This is a genomic window from Geodermatophilus normandii (assembly GCF_003182485.1).
GTDB classification, from domain to species: Bacteria; Actinomycetota; Actinomycetes; order Mycobacteriales; family Geodermatophilaceae; genus Geodermatophilus; species Geodermatophilus normandii.
This window is the reverse complement of record NZ_QGTX01000001.1, coordinates 3,622,807-3,641,655: the sequence shown is the minus strand read 5'-3', so window position 1 is coordinate 3,641,655 and position 18,849 is coordinate 3,622,807. Positions and strand designations below refer to the sequence as shown.

The following is an 18,849-nucleotide window of genomic DNA, read 5'->3' as shown; positions in this document are numbered from 1 at the left end:
TGACGTGTACCAGCTCTCCGCCAACATCGAACTGCTCTTCACCGAGGCGGGACCCGACGCCGGCGACCGGGTACGGGCAGCGGCCGCCGCCGGCTTCGACGCCGTAGAGATGTGGTTCTCCACCGACAAGGACCTCGACTCCCTCGGCAAGGCGCTCGCCGACACCGGCGTCCAGCTCACCTCGCTGCTCGCCGGGCCGCGGATGGGCTTCACCTTCCCCGGCACCGACCTGACCCCCGCCCACGAGGGGCTGGACACCGCCGTCCAGCACGCCGAGCTCCTCGGCTGCCCCCGGATCGTGCTCGCCTCGGGCGTGGGCTTCCCCGGCATGAACCGGCAGCGCAACCACCAGGTGGTCATCGACATGTACGGCGAGGCCGTCGAGCGGCACCGCGGGGCGGACGTCGACTTCGTCCTCGAGCCGGTCAACTCCCGCGTCGACCACCCGGGCGCGCTCACCGACCGCACCGAGGACGCCGTGGACGTCGCCCGCGCCATCGGCTCCGACCGCTTCGGCATCCTCTACGACCTCTACCACTCGATCGCCCAGGGCGAGGACCCGGCGACCGAGCTGGCCAACGCGGCCGGCTACGTGAAGTACGTCCAGCTCGCCGACGTGCCGGGCCGGCACGAGCCCGGCAGCGGCGCCGTCGACTGGCCCGCCCAGCTGGCCGTCCTCCGCGCCTCCGGCTACGACGGGCCGATCGGCCTGGAGTACTTCCCGGCCGTCGAGACCACGAAGTCGGTCGAGTACATCCGGTCGGTCGCGGCGGACGCGTGACACCCGACAAGATCGACGTCCTGCTCGCCACCGGCCGGGTCACCGTCGAGCACGACAACGAGCACCGCAGCTTCCGCCACCACACCGGCATGCTGACGGCGCTGCTGGAGTCGACCGGCCGGTTCCGCGTCCGGGTGCTCGAGGAGTTCCGCGGCATCGGCGACGAGCTGCTCGACCGCTTCGACGTCGTCCTGGTGATGTACGAGGGGCGCGACGACTACCACTCGGTCGCGGAGGGCTTCGGGACGGCGACGGAACAGGCCCTGCTGCGGTTCGTCCGCGACCGGGGCCGCGGTGTGGTCTGGTTCCACGGGTCGTCCGTGCAGGAGCCGGACTGGGGGTGGCCCGAGGAGTTCGACCGGATGCGCGGGGCCACGCTCAGCCGGGAGACCGGCCTGCGGCCCCGGCCGCAGGGCGAGGTCGTGGTCCGGACGACGGAGCCCCGGCACGCGATCACCGAGGGGCTCGACGCGCGGTGGGCGGTCGTCAACGACGACGTCCTGACCGGCGCGCGGATGGACCCGTCTGCGCGGGTGCTGCTGACCGTCTTCGACGACGTCGACAGCTACCGCCGCGCCGGATGGCCGAACGCGCACACGCCGGTCGTCATCCCGCCCGGCGGGCTGGAGGCACTCCCGGGCATGGACACCGAGCAGCCGCTGGCCTGGGTGAACGAGTGGGGCGCCGGCCGGTCGTTCTGCGTGACCCTCGGGCACGACTGGGACACGTTCCGCAAGATCCCGTTCATGACGCTGCTCGTGCGCGGCGTCGAGTGGGCGGCCACCGGGGAGGTCACACTGGGGCCGCCCGAGCGGACCGGGGCGGCGCGGTGGCGGGTCTGGCCGTACTACGACGGCGACCCGTCGCGCTTCGACCGAGCCGTCCCGGCGGCGGCGGCCGCCGCCCGGCACTGACCCCGGCACTGACCCCGACCCCGACCCCGACCCCGCCGCCCGCAGGAGGACCCGTGACCCGGCCGCCGTCGGCGCGCGACGTCCTCGTGCTGGCGCAGATCGTCGACCTCGTCCGCACCGGCGTCGCCGTCACCCGGCCGGAGCTGGAGTCGGTGAGCGGGCTGGGCCGGACGGTGGTCAACGACCGGCTCCGCGAGGGGATCGCGCTCGGGGTGCTCGCCGAGAGCGATCCGCTCGCCACGGGGACCCGCGGCCGCCCGTCGCGCGCCGTACGGCTGCGGACCGAGGCGGGGGTGGTGCTGTCGGCGTCGCTCGGGGCGGTCTCCCTGCACGCCGCGGTCAGCGACCTCGGCGGTACCGAGCTGGGCTCGCGGTTCGAGCGGATCGACGTCCAGGACGGCCCCGAGGTGGTGCTCGGGCGGGTCGAGGTGCTGTTCGGGCAACTGCTGGCCACCGTTCCCGGGCGGCCGGTGTGGGGGATCGCCCTCGGGCTGCCCGGCCCGGTCGACGTCGCGACCGGCCGCGTCATCGCGCCGCCGATCATGCCGGGGTGGGACGGGGTCGACGTCCGGGCCCGGTTCTCCGCCCGGTACGACGCGCCGGTCTGGGTCGACAACGAGGTGAACCTCATGGCCCTGGGGGAGTGGGAGCGCGGCACCCCCCGTGAACGCCGCGACCTGCTCTTCGTCAAGGTGGCCACCGGGATCGGCAGCGCGCTGGTGACCGGCGGCCGGCTGCACCGCGGCGACAGCGGTGCCGCCGGCGACATCGGGCACGTCCGCGTCACCGACGACCCGGCCGCGGTCTGCCGGTGCGGGAAGACCGGCTGCCTGGAGGCCGTCGCGGGCGGCTGGGCGCTCGTCCGGCGGCTGACCGAGGACGCGCGGGCCGGCCGCAGCCCGGCGCTGGCCGAGTGCCTCGCCCGCACCGGCCGGATCACCGGGGAGGACATCGGTGCGGCCACCGCGGCCGGGGACGAGGCGGCCCGGGCCGCGGTGGCACGGGCCGGGCGGGTCACCGGCACCGCGATCGCCGGCATCGTGAACTTCGCCAACCCGGGCACGCTGGTCCTGGGTGGCGGCGTCCTGCGGTCCGGGCCGCTGTTCGTCGAGGAGTTCGAGCGCGCCCTGTCCGGGGGCCTCATCGAGCTGGCCGCCCGCCGGCTGTCGGTGCGCACCTCCTCGCTCGATCCGCGGGAGGGGACGACCGGTGGCGCGCTGCTCGTCACCGACGCGCTGTTCCGGCCGTCGGCCATGCCGCTGTGGCTGGCCAGCGGCTCGCCGCGCACCGCGGCGCCGCAGCTGCAGGTGGCGCCGTGAGGGTGCTGGTCGTCGGCGCCGGCCCGGCCGGGTGCACGGCGGCGGCCGCCCTGGCCGGGCGGGGCGCCGAGGTGGTCCTGGTCGAGGCGCAGCCCGAGGTCCGTCCGTCCGGCCCCGGGCTGGTCCTGCAGAGCGCACCGATGCGGGCGCTGGACTCCCTCGGGCTGCTCGGGCCCTGCCTCGAGCGCGGCCACCCGCACGACGGGATCGACCTCTGCGACGCCGACGGCACCGTCCGGAGGACGCTGACCCCGCCGTCGCTGCTCGCCGGCCGGCCGGCGTCGCTCGCGATCTCCCGGGCGGCGCTGTCCGAGGTCCTCACCGGCGCCGTGACCGCCTCCGGCGCCGAGCTGCGGACGGGGACGACGGTGGCCGGCCTGACCGATGCGGGGGACCGGGTGGAGGTCCGGCTCTCCGACGGCGCCACCGAGACCGTCGACGTGGTCGTCGGCGCGGACGGGCTGCACTCGCACACCCGGTTGACGGTCCTGCCCGGGGCGCCGCGGCCGCGCCCGACCGGCCAGGTGATCTGGCGGGCGCCGGCACCGCGGCCGCCGGACGTCACGCGGTACTCGATGCTCGACGGCGGCCCGGAGCTGGGGAAGGTCGGCGTCGTCCCGGTCTCCGGCGCCGGCCTCTACGTCTGGCTGCTCGAGCCCGACCGCGGCGCCGAGCGCCCGCCGCCGGAGGAGCTCACGGAGGCGTTCCGGGAGCGGCTGCGGCCGTTCGGCGGCCCGGTGCCGCTCGTCGCGGACGCGCTGGACGGCGACGTCGACGTGCGCTCCCTGCAGTCGCTGCTCGTCCCGCTGCCGTGGTCCCGCGGCCGGACGGTGCTGGTCGGGGACGCCGTGCACACCACCACGCCGCAGCTGGCCTACGGCGTCGGCATGGCGATCGAGGACTCCGTCGTCCTCGCCGGGATGCTGGCCGGGGTGCCGGCCGCCGATGACGACGTGCCGGCCGTGCTGCTCCGCTTCGGCGAGCGGCGGTTCGACCGCTGCCGGCTGGTGGTCGAGACGTCGGTGCGGCTGGGGGAGTGGGAGCGGCACCCGCCCGCGGACCCCTCCCTCCCCGGCCGGCTCACCGGGGAGGTCCTGGCCGAGCTCGCCCGCCCCGTCTGACCCGTGCCGGCGCAGGTCGTGCGGGGCGCCGGGGACGCGGAGGTGGTGGACTCGGCGCGGGAACGCCCGGTGGGGCCGGTCGGTGGGGTCGGAGGTGGCGGCGTGCAGGTGCGGCCCCGCGCACTCGTCCTGCTCGTGGCGCTCGCCTCTGCCGTCGCCCAGGCCTTCGGCCGCTTCTCCTACGCGCTGCTGCTGCCGGCGATCGACCGGGACCTGCTGGGCTCCTACGCCGTCGCGGGGCTGGTGGCCACGGCCAACGTCACCGCCTACCTCGGCGGGACCGTCGCGGTCAGCGCGCTGTCGCGCCGCGCCCGCCCGGCCACGCTCATCCAGGCCGGCCTGGCGTGCAGCGCGCTGGGCCTGGGGCTGCTCACCCGTGCCGGGAGCGCCGGGGGCCTGGCGGTGGGACTGACGCTGACCGGCGTGGGGGGCGCGTTCATCTGGGTGCCGGCGCCCGGGCTGGCCGGCTCCGTCGTCCGTCCCTCGCGCCGCGGCGCGGCGATCGGCGTCGCGGGCTCGGGCATCGGCGGCGGGATCGTGCTCGCCAGCGCCCTGACCTGGACCCTGCGTTCCTGGGGCGGGGACGCCTCCTGGCGCACGGTCTACCTGGTGGAGACGGCGATCGCCGTCGTCACGCTCGTCCTGTGCCTGGTCCTGCTCCGGCCGGCACGGCACCGGGACGACGACGCCCCGGTGCGCGCCGCCGCCCTGCGCCGGGTCCCCGGCTGGATCGGCCTGACCGGCGGTTACGCCGCCTACGGACTTGCCTACTCCGTCTACACCAGCTACCTGGTGACCGCGCTCGAGGACGACGCCGGCTTCTCCGCCGGCCACGCCTCGGCGGTCTACACGCTGGTCGGCGTCGGCCTCGTCGCCGGCGGGATCGTGCTCGGCCCGCTGTCGGACCGGTGGGGTCGCGGTCCCACGCTGGTCGCCGGCTACCTGGCGATGGCGGGCGCCATCCTGCTGGTGCCCCTGGGCGTGGAACCCCTGGCGACGGTGTCGGCCCTGGGGTTCGGCCTGATGATGTCCGGGCTGCCGGCCGTCATCGCCGCCCACCTCTCGGACACCCTGACCCCGCGGGAGTTCGCCGGGGCCTTCGGGCGCTGCACGCTCGCCTTCGGCCTGGCCCAGCTGTGTGGACCTCCGCTGGGGGGCTGGCTCGCCGAGACGTCCGGCGGCTTCCTCGTCCCCTTCCTCCTCGCCGGGCTCGTGGCGGCGCTCGGCGCGGTGCTCAGCGTCGACGTCCTCCGCGCGACGGCCGCCGGGGTGCAGGATCGGGGTACGCACCGCCGACGGAGGGGAACCCCGTGATCGACGACGTCATCGCCCGCTGGCACCGGTTCGTGGAGGGCGGGTCCCCGGGCGGCCTCGACGACCTGCTCGCCGACGACGTCGTCTTCTACTCGCCCGTGGTCTTCACCCCGCAGCGCGGCAAGGAGGTCACGAGGCGGTACCTCGAGGCCGCGGCCGTCGCCCTGGCCGGCGACGCCACCGACGGTCCCGACGGGGCGTTCCGCTACACGAAGCAGGTCCTCGCCGGGGACACCGCGGTCCTGGAGTTCGAGACGAGCGTGGCGGGCCGTTACGTCAACGGGGTGGACATCGTCCGCTGCGACGACGCCGGGAGGATCGTGGAGTTCCGGGTGATGGTGCGTCCGCTGCAGGCGATCCAGGCCGTCCACGAGCAGATGGGCAGGCGCCTGGCCGCGGGCGCGTGAGGACCGGCGGTCCGTCGCACCCGGGCGAGACGGCGGTGCGCTACCCGCTGGGTGCCGCCCCCGGCTGACCGGGCTCCGCGTCCACCGCGGCGACGCGCTCGGCGACCAGCTCGGCGACGGCGTCCGGGCGCGTCGCCAGAGGGCTGTGTCCGCAGGCCCACTCGACGCTGCGGGTCGCCCGACCGGCCATCGCCCGCTGGCGCTCGGGGTGCACCACCTCGTCGGCGGTGCACACGACGTAGGTCGAGGGCACCGTCCGCCAGGCGACCGCCTCCGGGACGCCGCGGAACACCTGCCGGCCGACGGGGCGCAGGCGCGCGGTGGCCGCCGCGGTCACCTCCGCCGGGGCGTCGCCGTAGAGCAGCCGCGGGCCCAGCACCGCATCGAGGCCGACCTCGTCGCCGGACACCACCATCGCCTCGCCCAGGCGGGTGTCGGGCAGGTCGCCGAGGCGGGTACGGCTCACCGACTCGCCGTCGTCGAGCTGGAACGCCGCGAGGTACACCAGTTCCCGGACCAGGGGGTGCACGCCGGCCGCCGTGACGACGGCGCCGCCGTAGGAGTGCCCGACGAGCACCGCAGGCCGGCCCGCGGCGTCCAGCGCGGCGCGCACGGCCGCGGTGTCGGTGGCCAGGTCGGTGAGCGGCAGGTCGACGGCGACGCTGTCGACGCCGCGGGCCGACAGCGCGGACCGGACGTCGTCCCAGCACCACGCGCCGTGCCAGAGGCCGTGCACGAGGACGGCGAGGGGAGGGGTCATCCCGTCCAGGATGGCGGGCGCCCCCGCGCCCGCCGCCCGGCCCCCGGAGGAGCCGGAGCGGCCCGCGGTCCTCCCGGGAGGTCAGACGGTCTCGGGTACCCGGAGGTGGGCGAGGACGAGGTCCATCTCGGCGACGTCGAGGACGTCGATGCCCATGATGGACACGGCCTCCTCGCGCAGCATGCGCGCCTGTTCCCGCGACTCCTCGAGGTGGGCCCGGCCGTCGAACACGACCGTGCCGACGGCGTGTCCGCGGTCCCGGTCGACGAGCATGCTGAGGCTGCAGAAGCCGGGCATATGCTGGATCCGCGGCATCAGGCTCGTGCGGTACATGTCGAGCACCCGGTCGACCTCGCCGGGGTCGCGGCGGGTCCAGGTGACCCGCGCGCAGGCGCCGTCCCCGGCCGCGTGCTCGCGGTGGAGGACGGCGATCTCCCACTCCCGCACCTCGAGGTCGTCGCCGGCTCCGAAGCGGTCCACGAGGGACCGGCGCATCGGGGCGACGCGCTCGGCGCTGGCCTGCATGGCCTGCCGGTCCTCCCAGGCCGACGTCGCGATGCACCGGCCGCTCTCGCGGTCGCACATCATCGACAGGCCGATGCAGCCGTCCATGTCCCGCATGGCCGGCCAGACCTCGTCCCGCATGTGGGCGATGGCGTCGTCGAGGGAGCCGGGGTTGCCGCGGATGGTGGTGGATCGGGCGTACATGACGCCTCCTCTCGGACCGGCGGCGACGCCCCTGCGGCACCGCCGCAGCGCCGAGGGTCCTCCCCCGCGCCGTGCCGGACCACGGTCCTTCGGCCTCCCGGTCGCCGTCCCGGGCACCGGCCCGGGTGGCGGGGCGTCAGGGGTGCGGCGGGAGGTCGGTGACCTCGACGGTGAGCTCGCCGCCGCCCTCGTGGCGCGTGGTCATCCGGCCCACCCGGCCCAGCATCCGCAGCGAGGCGCGGTTCTCCGCGGCCACGGCGGTGCGCAGCCGGACGACGCCGCGCGGCCGGCGGGCGAGCAGGTCGTCCATCAGCACGCGGCCGACGCCGCGGCCCTGCCAGGCGTCCATGACGGTGACCGCGACGTCGGCCACCTCGGGGTCGTCGGGGTAGCGCACCAGGCGCGCGACGCCGACCTGGCGGGCCTCGCCGTCGTCCGGGAACGCGGTGAGGACGACGGCGACGTGGTCCACGCCGTCGACCGCGTCGACCAGGATCCGCAGCAGGCCGTCGGACAGCTCCGGGAGCTCGGTCAGGAAGCGGAAGCGCCGCGACGCCGGCGAGAGCTCGGCGTAGGCCCGCCGCAGCGCCTCGCCGTCGGTGTCGAGCAGCGGCCAGATCATGGCCGGCGTGCCGTCGGCGAGGACGACCTCCGTCAGCGGCCCGGCCGTCGCGGGCACGCGCGCGGCACTCGTGCTGGTGGCGGTCACGTCCGGTACAACGCCCGCGACCGGCGGAAGCCTCCGGGATGTGCGCGAACACACCGTGCGCCCGCTCGTTGCCCCTGGGCCCCGCGGCGCGCAGCCTGGGCGCATGAGCCGCAGCGGGACGTCGGTCGGCACGGTCGTGCGCTGGGACGGGCAGGCGCGCGGCGCCGTCCTCGAGGTGCCCGGGCTGCCCGGGGACTGCTGGGCCGACGCCGCCGTCGTGGAGACCGCCGACGGCACGCTGCGCGCCGGGCAGGTGGTCGCCGTCGAGTGGACCGAGGAGCCGGCGCACGGCCTGCCGTTCCGGGCCGTGCGCGTGCAGCGGCGGGAGGACCTGCAGGCGACCCCGGGGGCCTGACCGGGCGGGACGCGCGACGGTCTGTGCTCCCCCGACCCCGGGGAGCACGATGACCGGCACGTCCACCGTCCGTGCGGCGTCCCCGGGAGGACCCATGGCAGCGAGGACCGCGGTCCGGGAGCGCCGTCCGGCGGGAGCCGGCCGCCGGCGGGGCGGCACGGTCGCCGTGCCGCCCGGGACGGGGGCGTAGGGCCTCCGGGACCGGCGAGGGAGGCCGCGGCCGTGGTGGAGTCGGGGCCCCGGGGGTCGGGGCCCCGGGGGTCGGGGCCCCGGGGATCGACGCACGGGGGATCGAGGCCCCGGGGACGGTGCCCGGGGCGCGCGTGCCGGCGCCGCCGGCGGGGAGCCGGGGCCGCGGGGAGCCCGCGCTGGTCCTCGGCGCGCTCGGCGTCGTCTACGGCGACATCGGCACCAGCCCGCTGTACGCGGTGGAGACGGTGTTCGCCGTCGACGGCGGTGCGGTCGGCAGCGCGACCGACGACGTGCTGGGCATCGCGTCACTGGTCTTCTGGGCGCTGACCGTCACGGTGACGGTCAAGTACGTCGTCGTCGTCCTGCGGGCGGACAACGACGGCGAGGGCGGCGTCCTGGCCCTGGCCGCGCTCGTCTCCCGGTCCCTCGGCGGCGGGCGGCGGCGCGCCGGCGCGGCGGTGCTGCTGGGGGTCCTCGGTGCCTCGCTGTTCTACGGCGACAGCGTCATCACGCCGGCGATCTCGGTGCTCTCGGCCGTCGAGGGCCTGGAGGTCGTGTCGCCGGACCTGTCGGCCGCCGTCCTGCCCCTGGCGGGAGGAGTGCTCACCGCGCTCTTCGCGGCGCAGCGGTGGGGGACCAGCCGGGTCGGGCGGGTGTTCGGCCCGGTGATGCTGCTGTGGTTCGCTGCCCTCGGCGCCGCCGGGCTGGCGCAGGTCTGGGCCCGGCCGGAGGTCCTCCGGGGCCTGTCGCCCTCCTACGCCGTGCTCCTCGCCGTCGACCGGCCGGTCCTGACGCTCGCGGTCATGGGCGCGGTGGTGCTGGCGATCACCGGCGCCGAGGCGCTCTACGCCGACATGGGGCACTTCGGCCGCCGGCCGATCCGGCTCGCCTGGTTCGGCCTGGTGTTCCCGGCGCTGACGCTGAACTACCTGGGCCAGGCGGCCCTCGTCACCGGGGACCCGCGGGCCCGGGAGGACCCGTTCTTCCTCCTGTTCCCGTCCTGGGCGCAGCTGCCGATGGTGGTGCTGGCCACCGCCGCCACGGTGATCGCCTCCCAGGCCGTCCTCGCCGGCGCGTTCTCGGTGTCCCGCCAGGCGGTGCAGATGGGCTTCCTGCCGCGGCTGCGCATCCGGCACACCTCGGCGCGCGAGGCCGGCCAGGTCTACGTGCCCGCGGTGAACCGGGCGCTGTTCGTCGTCGTGCTGGCGGTGGTGCTCGGCTTCGGCTCCGCCGCCCGCCTGGCCACCGCCTACGGCGTCGCGGTGACCGCCACGTTCCTCATCACGACCGTGCTCCTGCTCGTCGTCGCCCGGGTGCGGTGGCGGTGGTCCCGGCGCCGGCTGGTGCTCCTCGGCGGCGTCCTCGGCGCGGTGGAGCTGACCTACTCGGCCGCGACCCTCCCGAAGGTGCTCGACGGCGGGTGGCTGACCCTGCTGGTCGCGGCCACCGTGTTCACGGTCATGACGACGTGGCACCGCGGGCACGAGGCGCTGGCGGCCCGGCGGGCCGAGCGGGAGGGACCGCTGGCCGCCGCCCTCGCCGAGGTCCGGGCCGCCGGCGTCCCCCGGGTGCCCGGCACCGGGGTCTACCCGCACCTGGCGGAGGCGACCGCGCCGATGGCGCTGCGGGCCACCGTCGACCGCCTCGGCGTCCTGCACGAGCGGGTCGTCGTCGTCTCCGCCCGGACGGCGGACGTGCCGCACCTCCCGGGGGGCGCCGGGATCACGGTGGAGCCCCTCGGCCGGCCCGGCGACGGGTTCGTCCACGTGGCCGCGGAGTTCGGCTTCCGGGACCCGCCCGACCTCGCGGCCGTGCTGCGCCGCGCGCTGCCGCAGACCCCGGGCGGTGCCGACGCCGTCACCTGGTTCGTCACCCGGCCGGTCCTGCGCCCGACCCGGCGGTCCGGGATGAGCGCCGGGCGCACCCGGCTGTTCGTCGCGCTCACCCGCGCCGCGGTGGGGCACGCCGAGTACCTCGACCTCCCCGCCTCCCGCACGGTCGGGATGGGGGCGGTCATCGACCTCTGAGGAGGATCGACCTCTGGGTGCGGTGCCGGGCGGGGGCACTGGGAGACTCGCCGCACCGTCTCCCAGCCTCCAGGAGGACCCGTGCGCGCCGCCCAGATCGCCACCCTCGACGGCCCCTCGGCCATCTCCGTCGTCGACGTCCCCGAGCCCGACGGCACCGGCAGGGTCGTCGTCGACGTGCACGTCGCCGGCGTGACCTTCCCGGAGGTGCTGCTCAGCCGCGGCGAGTACCAGCTCAAGCCGCAGCCGCCGTTCGTGCCCGGCAGCGAGGTGGCCGGCGTCGTGCGCAGCGCCCCGGAGGGCAGCGGGCTCACCGCCGGCCAGCGGGTGGCGGCGTTCCCCGGCTTCGGCGGCTTCGCGGAGGTGGCCGTGGCCGACCCGGGCTTCGTCTTCCCGCTGCCCGACGCGGTGTCCTTCGAGCAGGGCGCGGCGCTGCCGATGAACTACCTGACCATGCACTTCGCGCTGCGCCGGCGCGGGCAGCTGCGCGAGGGCGAGACGGTGCTCGTGCACGGCGCCGCCGGCGGGCTCGGGACGGCGGGCGTCCAGCTGGCGAAGGCCTACGGCGCGCGGGTGTTCGCCGTCGTCTCCAGCGAGGCCAAGGGCGAGGCCGCGCGCGCCGCCGGTGCCGACGAGGTCGTCCTCGCCGACGGGTTCCGCGAGCGCGTCCGGGAGCTCACCGGCGGCCGCGGGGTCGACGTCGTCGCCGACCCGGTCGGCGGGGACCGCTTCACCGACTCGCTGCGCAGTCTCGGCCGCGAGGGCCGGCTGCTCGTCCTCGGCTTCACCGGCGGGGAGATCCCCACCGTGAAGGTCAACCGGCTGCTGCTCAATAACGTCTCGGTGGTGGGCGTCGGCTGGGGCGCCTTCTGGTCGGGCGAGCCCTCCTTCGTGCAGGAGCAGTGGACCGACCTGCTGCCGCTGCTCGAGCAGGGCCGCCTGCGGCCGGTGCTCGGCACGGTGCACGACCTGGCCGACGCCGCCGCCGCGGTCACCGAGCTCGACGAGCGCCGGGCCACCGGCAAGGTCCTCCTGCGCGTGCGCGACTGACCGGATCCGACGGGGCGGCGCCACACCCCGCCGGCCGGCGGGGTGTGGCGGGGGTTCCCGGGACGGCGGAGCCGCGCGCCGCCTAGCAGATGTCGGCCCGGCGCACCAGGTGTGCGCGTGCCACAGCTCCGCGACACCCCTGTGACGAGACCGCGCGGAGCCGTATCACTGCCAGGTCACGGCTTGCCCGACCTGCACGGCTTTCCTTGACGGCGCCCCTATCGTTCCGCCGCATGTGGTCCATCTCACCGTCCGTGGCGGCGGCGCCGTGCTGAGCGTCGACTCGCTGCAGGTGACCTACGGCGGCGCCGTCGAGGCCGTCCGCGGCGTCTCGATGGAGGTGCCCGACGGTGCCGTGGTGGCCGTCCTCGGCAGCAACGGCGCGGGCAAGAGCACGCTGCTGCGCACCATCTCCGGCACGCTGCGGCTGCACCGCGGCCGGGTCGACGCCGGCACGGTGCGCTTCGGCGACCTGGACCTGACCCGCCGCGACCCCGGCCAGATCGTCCGCGCCGGCGTCGTCCAGGTGCCGGAGGGGCGGCGGATCTTCGGCCGGCTCACCGTCGAGGAGAACCTGCGTGCCGGCGGCATGGGCAACCGCGACCGCGCCGCCAAGGCCGCCGCCGTCGCCCGCGTGCACGACCTGTTCCCGGTCCTGCGGGAGCGCAGCGGCCAGCGGGCGGGGCTGCTGTCCGGCGGCGAGCAGCAGATGCTGGCGATCGGCCGCGCCCTGATGGCCAGCCCGAGGCTGCTGCTCCTCGACGAGCCCTCCCTCGGTCTCGCGCCGCGGGTCATCGGCCAGATCGGCGAGGTGGTCGCCGAGATCAACCGCCAGGGCACCTCCGTGCTGCTGGTCGAGCAGAACGCGACGATGGCGCTCGGCGTGGCCAGCTCCGCCTACGTGCTCGACGTCGGCCGGGTGTCCCTGTCCGGCGACGCCCGCGAGCTGGCGCAGTCCGACGAGGTCCAGCGGCTCTACCTCGGCCACACCGGCGCGACCCCCGAGGAGCAGCGCACCGAGCGGGCGCCCCGGCGCACCCTGTCGCGGTGGACGGCGTGACCGCCCCGGCGACCGCCTCGACCACCCGGGACGACGTCCCGCCGGTCGAGGTCGAGTCCGTGAGCGTCGCCTTCGGCGCGATCAAGGCGCTCAACGACGTGTCCTTCACCGTCGCGCCGGGCTCGATCCACGCGGTCATCGGGCCCAACGGCGCCGGCAAGTCGACGCTGTTCAACGTCCTCTCCGGCGTCTACCGGGCCACCGAGGGCGAGGTCCGCTTCGGCGACGCGGTGCTCAGCGCCATGCGGCCGTTCCAGATCGCCGGCGTCGGCGTGGCGCGCGCCTTCCAGAACATCGCGCTGTCGGGCGCGCAGACCGTCGCCGAGAACCTGATGCTCGGCCGCCACCACCTGACGAAGGCCGGGTTCCTCTCCTCCGGGCTGCGCCTGCCGCGGGCCACCCGCGAGGGGAAGGTCCACGGCGAGCGGATCCGGGAGATCGCCGAGTTCCTCGACCTCGGGGACAAGCTGCACACCCCGGTGGGCGTGCTGTCCTACGGCGACCAGAAGCGGGTCGAGGTGGCCCGGGCGCTGTGCATCGAGCCGCGGCTGCTGCTGCTCGACGAGCCGGTGGCCGGCATGAACGCCCAGGAGACCGCCCGCATGGCCGACGCCATCCGGGAGATCCGCTCGGCACTGGGGATCACCGTCGTCCTCGTCGAGCACGACATGGGGATGGTCATGTCGCTGGCCGACCGGGTGACCGTCCTCGACTTCGGCCGCCGCATCGCCGACGGCACCCCTGCCCAGGTGCAGTCCGATCCCGAGGTCATCCGCGCCTACCTGGGCTCGGGCACCGAGGACAACCCCGCCGACGCCGTGGCCGCCGCCTCGGGTGCTCCCGGCCCGGACGGCACGGCCCATCCCACCGAGACCCCGGGGAACCGCTCGTGACCCAGTTCCTGTCCCTGCTGCTCAACGGGATCTCGCTGGGCGCGATCTACGCGCTCATCGCCCTGGGCTTCGTGATCATCTTCAAGGCCAGCGAGGTCGTCAGCTTCACCCATGGGTCGCTGCTGCTGCTCGGCGCCTACGCGATCGCCCGGCTGGCCGACCCGCTCGGCTTCCTGCCCGCCGTGCTGGTCGGGGTCCTGCTCACCGCGCTGGCGGCGTTCCTCGTCGAGCGGCTGATCATCAACCGGCTGCGCGGGGCCCCGGTGATCAGCCTGGCGATCGTGACCATCGGCGTCGACATCATCCTGCTCACCGAGCTGATCCGGCAGATCGGCCCGGACATCCTCAACATCCCGCACCCCTGGGGCGGGGACTCCGTCCGCATCGGCGGGGTCGGCATCAGCGAGAACCGGCTGATCGCCATGGGCGTGGCCGGGGTGCTCATCGTCGCCTTCTTCGTCGCGTTCAAGTACTCCAGCTGGGGCGTGGCGATGCGCGCCTCGGCCGAGGACGGGGAGGCCGCGGCGCTCATGGGCATCCGGCAGGGCCGGGTGTCGGCGCTGGCCTGGATCGTCGCGGGCGTGCTGGCCGCGGTGGCGGCGCTGTTCCTCGTCGGCGCTCCCACGCCGGGCGTCAGCGCGGCCGCCTACACCGTCGCGCTGCGCGCCTTCCCGGCGGCGATCCTCGGCGGCCTGGACTCCACCGGCGGCGCTCTGGTCGGCGGGCTGCTCATCGGGATCACCGAGGCGCTCGCCGCCGGCTACCAGGAGCAGCTGTCCTTCCTGGGCCGCGGCTTCGGCGAGGTCGCGCCCTACGTCGTGATGATCGTCGTGCTGCTGGTCCGGCCCTCCGGCCTGTTCGGGACCAAGGAGCTGACACGTGTCTGACACCCTGTCCGCGCCGGCCGGCGCCTCCCGCCGCAGCCCGGCGGCGTCCGGGTCGGCGGCCCGGCGCTCCCCGGCCCGCTTCCTCAAGCCGCTGCTGCTGCTCGCCCTGCTCGTCGTGCTGCTCGTCCTCCCGCTGTACGTGGAGGAGTTCTGGCTGCGCACCGGCTTCGCCGTCGCCGGCGCGATCGTCGGCGCCATCGGCCTGAACCTCCTCGTCGGCACCACCGGGCAGCTGTCGCTGGCGCACGCGTTCTTCCTCGCCGTCGGCGCGGTCAGCTACACGTTCGTCTCCGGGGAGTCCGGGGGCCTGGGCACCCGGGCGGCGCTGCGGGGCCTGGAGCTCCCGCCGATCGTGGGCATGGTCGTCGGCGTCCTGCTCGCGGGTCTGGCCGGGCTGCTGTTCAGCCCGATCGCCGCCCGGCTGCGGGGCATCTACCTGGGCGTCGCCTCGCTCGGCCTGGTGTTCATCGGCGTCCACGTGCTCAACACCTGGACGCCGGTGACCGGCGGGTTCAACGGCCGCTCGGTGCCGGAGTTCTCCCTGTTCGGCTTCTCCTTCGGCAACGACGACCCGCAGCTGTTCGTCCTCGGCGTCCCCTTCCGGGAGGCCGAGCGGCTCTGGTACCTGGGCATCGTCCTGGCGCTGGCCGCCTACCTGTTCGCCCGCAACCTGCTGCGCAGCCGGCCCGGCCGGGCGCTGCAGACGCTGCGCGACAGCGAGGTCGCCGCCTCGGTCATGGGCGTCAACGTGCAGGCCTACAAGGCGCGGGTCTTCCTGGTCAGCTCGATGTACGCGGGGCTGTCCGGGGTGATGTACGGGCTGTCGATCGGCAGCATCGCGCCGGAGTCCTTCGGCCTGACCGTGTCGATCCTCTACCTGGCGATGATCGTGCTGGGCGGTCTCGGCTCGGTGGCCGGCGCGGCGCTGGGCGCGGCGTTCGTCACCGCGCTGCCGCTGGTGTTCCAGCAGTTCGCCGACGTGCTGCCGCTGGTCAGCGCGCCCGGCGAGGGCGGCGTCGCGGCCGGCATCGCCGCCCGCTACCTCTTCGGCCTGGCGATCATCCTCGTCGTCCTCTTCGAGCCCGGCGGCCTGGCCGGGCTCGCCACCCGCTTCCGCCGCCGGGGCCGCCCCTCCGGCCGCGGATCCCCGAGGGCCCCCACGGACTCGGCGTCCGGCACGACCGTCCCCGCACCGTCCGATCCACCGTCACGAGGGAGCAGCAGCAGATGAGAGCTGGAACGCGTCTACGGGGGGCCACCGTCCTGGCCGCCGCCGCCGTCGTGGCGGTGAGCGGCTGCAGCACGAAGGCGCCGGAGAGCAGCGGCGGCGGTGGCGGCGGGGGGAGCGAGGGCGGTGACGTCACCACCGACGTCGGCGTCGAGGGCACCACGATCCGGCTGGGAGTGCTCACCGACTTCACCGGCGTCTTCGCCTCCCTGGGCACCGACATCACCAACGGCAACACGCTGTACTGGGAGGACAACCAGGTCTGCGACACCTACGACGTCGAGCTCGAGGTCCAGGACACCGGCTACGTGCCGCAGACGGGTGTGCAGCTCTACAGCGGCATGGAGCCCAACATCCTGGCGATGCAGCAGACGATCGGCTCGCCGATCAACACCGCGCTGGCCGGCGACTACGAGAGCGACTCGATCGTCAACTTCCCGTCGGCCTGGGCCCGGACCCTCACCGAGATCCCCGGCACCGGCGTCCTCGGCGCCACCTACGACGTGGAGATCGCCAACGGCTACCAGTACCTGTTCGACCAGGGCCTGCTGCAGGACGGGGCCACCGTCGGGCACATCTACTTCGAGGGCGAGTACGGCGAGAACGGCCTGGCCGGCTCCCGCGCCGTCGCCGAGGCCCGGGGCCTGAACCTGATCGAGACGCAGATCAAGTCCACCGACCAGGACATGTCCGCGCAGGTCACCCAGTTCGCCGCGGAGGGCGTGGACGCCATCGTGCTGACCGTCGCGCCGGGGCAGACCGCCTCGGTGGCCGCGGTGGCCCAGTCGGCCGGTCTCGACGTGCCGATCCTCGGCAGCAACCCCGTCTTCGCGCCGGGCCTGCTGCAGGGCCCCTCGGCGCAGTGGCTCAAGGACCACCTGTACGTGTCCTCGCCGGTCACGGCGTGGGCCTCCCAGCCCGAGCTGCTCGAGCAGTACCAGGCGGCCTACCCGAACACCACGCCGAGCTTCGGCGCGATCTTCGGGTACGCCATGGGCGACGTCATGAACCAGGTGCTCGACGCGGCCTGCGAGAGCGGTGACCTGACCCGCGAGGGCGTCCTCGCCGCGTTCGGCGAGCTGTCCGACGTCGACACCGGCGGCCTGCTCGTGCCGCTCACGGGCTTCGAGACCGGGGTCTCGCCGAGCACGGAGAGCATCATCCTCCGGCCGGCCGACGCGCCCGGTGGCGCCGAGGTCGTCCAGGAGGCCTTCGAGGGCGAGCTCGCCGCCGACCTCGCCGGGTAAGGACCTCCCCGCAGGGTCGCCGTTGCGGCACCACCCCGGCCGGCGCCCCCTCCTCCCGGAGGGGGCGCCGGTCGCGTGCTCAGCGCAGCACCGGCAGCTCCAGGCGGGACGGGTGCGCGGCGTCGTGGAGCACCTGGAACCGGCACGGGCGGCCGGCGCCGCCCGTCGCGAACGGCTCGCCGGTGCCCAGGTTGCGGGCGAAGCGCGGGAAGGCCCCGCCGGACACCTGCACGCGCAGCCGGTGCCCGGCCCGGAAGCGGTAGGCGGTGGGGAACAGCTCGACGTCGACGGCCAGGACGCCGTCCCCGCCCACGGTGACGTCGTCGGCCGGGACGGTGCGCGGGTCCAGCCGCCGGACGCCGTCGACGACGTTGCGCGACACCCCCGCGGGGTCGACGTCGCAGAGCCGGACGAACAGGTCGGCGTGCTCGAGCTCGGTGCGGACGTGCACGCGGGCGCGGACGTGCCCGACGACGTCGACGTCGCGGGGGAGCGCGGGGCCGGTGAAGACGAGGACGTCGTCGCGGGCCTCGACCGCGGCGTTGTCGGCCTGCTTGCCGGGCCGCTCCAGCAGGGGACCGCCGATGGAGGGCGTGGGGTCGGCGGGGTCGTAGGTGAACCGGCTGGGGGCGGCGTTCCCGGTCTCCGGCTGCTCGGTGAGGGCGCCGCCGGCCCGCAGGTGGTGCGCCACGGGGGAGCTGCCCGGCGGCGGCCACGTCTCCGACTCCAGCCACGTGCCGGCCTGCTGCAGGTACAGCCGCACCGGCGCGCCGGTGGGCGCCGGGCCGCCGTGCAGGTGGTGGCGCAGCCAGCGCACGTCGCTGCGGACGATCTCCCTGAGCTCCCCCGGGTCGCCGTGCAGCCACGGGCCGACGGTGATCCGGGCGGGGACCCCGGCGGCGCGCAGGCGCGCGTAGTCGGTGAGCTGGGCGGCGGCGAACAGGTCCCACCAGCCGGTGACCATGCTGGCCGGCGGGAAGCGGCCCAGGTCGGCGTCGTCGTGGTCGGTGGCGTTCCAGAACGGGTCGCCGGGCCCGGCGTGGCCGGTGAAGTCGCGCCAGAAGGGGACCGGCGCACCGACGGCGACGGTGTCGGCCGCCTGCAGCGGCAGCATCCGCAGCGCGCGGTCGACCCGCGCCCGCAGGCCCGGCGGCTGCAGCGGCGCCGGGAGTCCGCCGGCCTCCTGGCGGCCGATGGACACCGACCAGCGCAGCGCGTTCTCCAGCCCCGGGGCGCCGTGGTCGTAGAAGGCGGTGGTGATGCGGGCGCCGGTGACGTGCGGCGAGACCGCGACCAGCGGCGGGTCGGCGTAGGGGGCGATCGCCCACTGGGTGTGCCCGAAGTAGCTGCCGCCGCTCATCGCCACCCGGCCGTCGCACCACGGCTGCGCGCGCACCCAGGCGAGGGTGGCCAGGCCGTCCTCGTGCTCGGTGGTGAACGGCCGGAAGTGCCCGCCGGAGCCGAAGGTGCCGCGGGTGGACTGGACGAACACCTGGAAGCCGCGGCGGGCGTAGGGGGCGGCGAAGGCGTGCGCGAACACCCCGGCCCGGCCGTAGGGGAGGCGGATGAGCACGACCGGCTGCGGGCCGCCCCCGCCCGCCGGGCGGTAGTGGTCGCCGAGCAGCGTCACGCCGTCGGGCATCGGGACGGCGACGTCCCGCTCGACGGTGTACGGCACCGCCCGCAGCGGCAGCCCCAGCGCCGCGTCCGCGAGCAGCCCGCCCAGTCTGGTCAGCACCGGCACGTCCTCGTCCTCCCGACTCCGCTGCGGCGCCCCTCGCCCGCGGCCGGGGGTCATCGTGGTGGGGCGGGAGTCCCCGCGCACGCGGTGGAGGGCCACCATCGGCGGACGGACCTCGACGCGCGACCGGCCGGCC

General features: G+C 75.7%; 18 protein-coding genes. 14 read left to right on the top strand and 4 right to left on the bottom strand.

What is annotated here, in order from left to right; translation table 11 throughout:
• The first annotated feature begins 4 nt into the window (after nt 1-4).
• The 6 genes from JD79_RS17595 (at nt 5) to JD79_RS17575 (ending at nt 5,856) form a co-directional block, all read left to right on the top strand.
• Nucleotides 5-781, top strand: coding sequence for a TIM barrel protein (locus JD79_RS17595; protein ID WP_110006582.1), 777 nt, complete (start codon nt 5-7; stop codon nt 779-781).
• Nucleotides 778-1,695 carry a ThuA domain-containing protein gene (locus tag JD79_RS17590; protein WP_110006581.1) on the top strand — a complete coding sequence of 306 codons (918 nt, stop codon included), beginning with the start codon at nt 778-780 and terminating at the stop codon, nt 1,693-1,695. The genes JD79_RS17595 and JD79_RS17590 overlap by 4 nt, the downstream gene beginning before the upstream one ends.
• A gap of 53 nt (nt 1,696-1,748) precedes the next feature.
• Nucleotides 1,749-3,014 (top strand): ROK family protein, encoded by a 1,266-nt coding sequence (locus JD79_RS22290; protein ID WP_211308035.1) that lies wholly within the window; start codon nt 1,749-1,751, stop codon nt 3,012-3,014.
• A complete protein-coding gene (locus tag JD79_RS17585; protein WP_170149257.1) occupies nt 3,011-4,135 on the top strand; it encodes an FAD-dependent monooxygenase in 1,125 nt (374 codons plus the stop codon). Before JD79_RS22290 ends, JD79_RS17585 begins: the two co-directional genes overlap by 4 nt.
• Before the next feature lie 102 nt (nt 4,136-4,237).
• Nucleotides 4,238-5,449, top strand: a complete 1,212-nt coding sequence (locus tag JD79_RS17580) for an MFS transporter (protein ID WP_170149256.1) — start codon at nt 4,238-4,240, stop codon at nt 5,447-5,449.
• Nucleotides 5,446-5,856 (top strand): nuclear transport factor 2 family protein, encoded by a 411-nt coding sequence (locus JD79_RS17575; protein WP_110006578.1) that lies wholly within the window; start codon nt 5,446-5,448, stop codon nt 5,854-5,856. Before JD79_RS17580 ends, JD79_RS17575 begins: the two co-directional genes overlap by 4 nt.
• 40 nt (nt 5,857-5,896) lie before the next feature.
• On the opposite strand, the gene JD79_RS17570 is transcribed toward JD79_RS17575, so the two are convergent.
• The 3 genes from JD79_RS17570 to JD79_RS17560 form a co-directional block, all read right to left on the bottom strand.
• On the bottom strand, nt 5,897-6,616 hold the full coding sequence (locus JD79_RS17570) for an alpha/beta fold hydrolase (protein WP_110006577.1): 720 nt from the start codon (nt 6,614-6,616) through the stop codon (nt 5,897-5,899).
• 81 nt (nt 6,617-6,697) lie between these two features.
• A complete protein-coding gene (locus JD79_RS17565; RefSeq protein ID WP_110006576.1) occupies nt 6,698-7,324 on the bottom strand; it encodes an antibiotic biosynthesis monooxygenase in 627 nt (208 codons plus the stop codon).
• 136 nt (nt 7,325-7,460) lie between these two features.
• A complete protein-coding gene (locus JD79_RS17560) occupies nt 7,461-8,033 on the bottom strand; it encodes a GNAT family N-acetyltransferase (RefSeq protein ID WP_170149255.1) in 573 nt (190 codons plus the stop codon).
• Nucleotides 8,034-8,136: 103 nt separating this feature from the next.
• Between JD79_RS17560 and JD79_RS17555 the strand changes: the two genes are divergently transcribed.
• From JD79_RS17555 to JD79_RS17520, 8 genes are all read left to right on the top strand, one after another.
• On the top strand, nt 8,137-8,388 hold the full coding sequence (locus tag JD79_RS17555; RefSeq protein ID WP_110006574.1) for a hypothetical protein: 252 nt from the start codon (nt 8,137-8,139) through the stop codon (nt 8,386-8,388).
• Nucleotides 8,389-8,711: 323 nt separating this feature from the next.
• The gene (locus JD79_RS17550) at nt 8,712-10,607 is read left to right on the top strand and encodes a potassium transporter Kup (RefSeq protein ID WP_211308034.1); all 1,896 of its coding nucleotides are present in this window, start codon (nt 8,712-8,714) and stop codon (nt 10,605-10,607) included.
• 81 nt (nt 10,608-10,688) lie between these two features.
• A complete protein-coding gene (locus JD79_RS17545) occupies nt 10,689-11,657 on the top strand; it encodes an NADPH:quinone oxidoreductase family protein (RefSeq protein ID WP_110006573.1) in 969 nt (322 codons plus the stop codon).
• 235 nt (nt 11,658-11,892) lie between these two features.
• A complete protein-coding gene (locus tag JD79_RS17540; protein WP_245900182.1) occupies nt 11,893-12,717 on the top strand; it encodes an ABC transporter ATP-binding protein in 825 nt (274 codons plus the stop codon).
• The gene (locus tag JD79_RS17535) at nt 12,705-13,610 is read left to right on the top strand and encodes an ABC transporter ATP-binding protein (RefSeq protein WP_245900181.1); all 906 of its coding nucleotides are present in this window, start codon (nt 12,705-12,707) and stop codon (nt 13,608-13,610) included. Before JD79_RS17540 ends, JD79_RS17535 begins: the two co-directional genes overlap by 13 nt.
• Complete coding sequence (locus JD79_RS17530; protein ID WP_110006572.1) at nt 13,607-14,497, top strand: branched-chain amino acid ABC transporter permease; 891 nt, start codon at nt 13,607-13,609, stop codon at nt 14,495-14,497. The genes JD79_RS17535 and JD79_RS17530 overlap by 4 nt, the downstream gene beginning before the upstream one ends.
• Nucleotides 14,490-15,728, top strand: coding sequence for a branched-chain amino acid ABC transporter permease (locus tag JD79_RS17525; protein WP_110006571.1), 1,239 nt, complete (start codon nt 14,490-14,492; stop codon nt 15,726-15,728). Before JD79_RS17530 ends, JD79_RS17525 begins: the two co-directional genes overlap by 8 nt.
• Nucleotides 15,725-16,972, top strand: a complete 1,248-nt coding sequence (locus JD79_RS17520) for an ABC transporter substrate-binding protein (protein ID WP_110006570.1) — start codon at nt 15,725-15,727, stop codon at nt 16,970-16,972. The genes JD79_RS17525 and JD79_RS17520 overlap by 4 nt, the downstream gene beginning before the upstream one ends.
• Before the next feature lie 79 nt (nt 16,973-17,051).
• Here JD79_RS17520 and JD79_RS17515 read toward each other — a convergent pair whose 3' ends face one another.
• Nucleotides 17,052-18,710 carry a CocE/NonD family hydrolase gene (locus tag JD79_RS17515; RefSeq protein ID WP_211308033.1) on the bottom strand — a complete coding sequence of 553 codons (1,659 nt, stop codon included), beginning with the start codon at nt 18,708-18,710 and terminating at the stop codon, nt 17,052-17,054.
• Nucleotides 18,711-18,849: the final 139 nt, after the last annotated feature.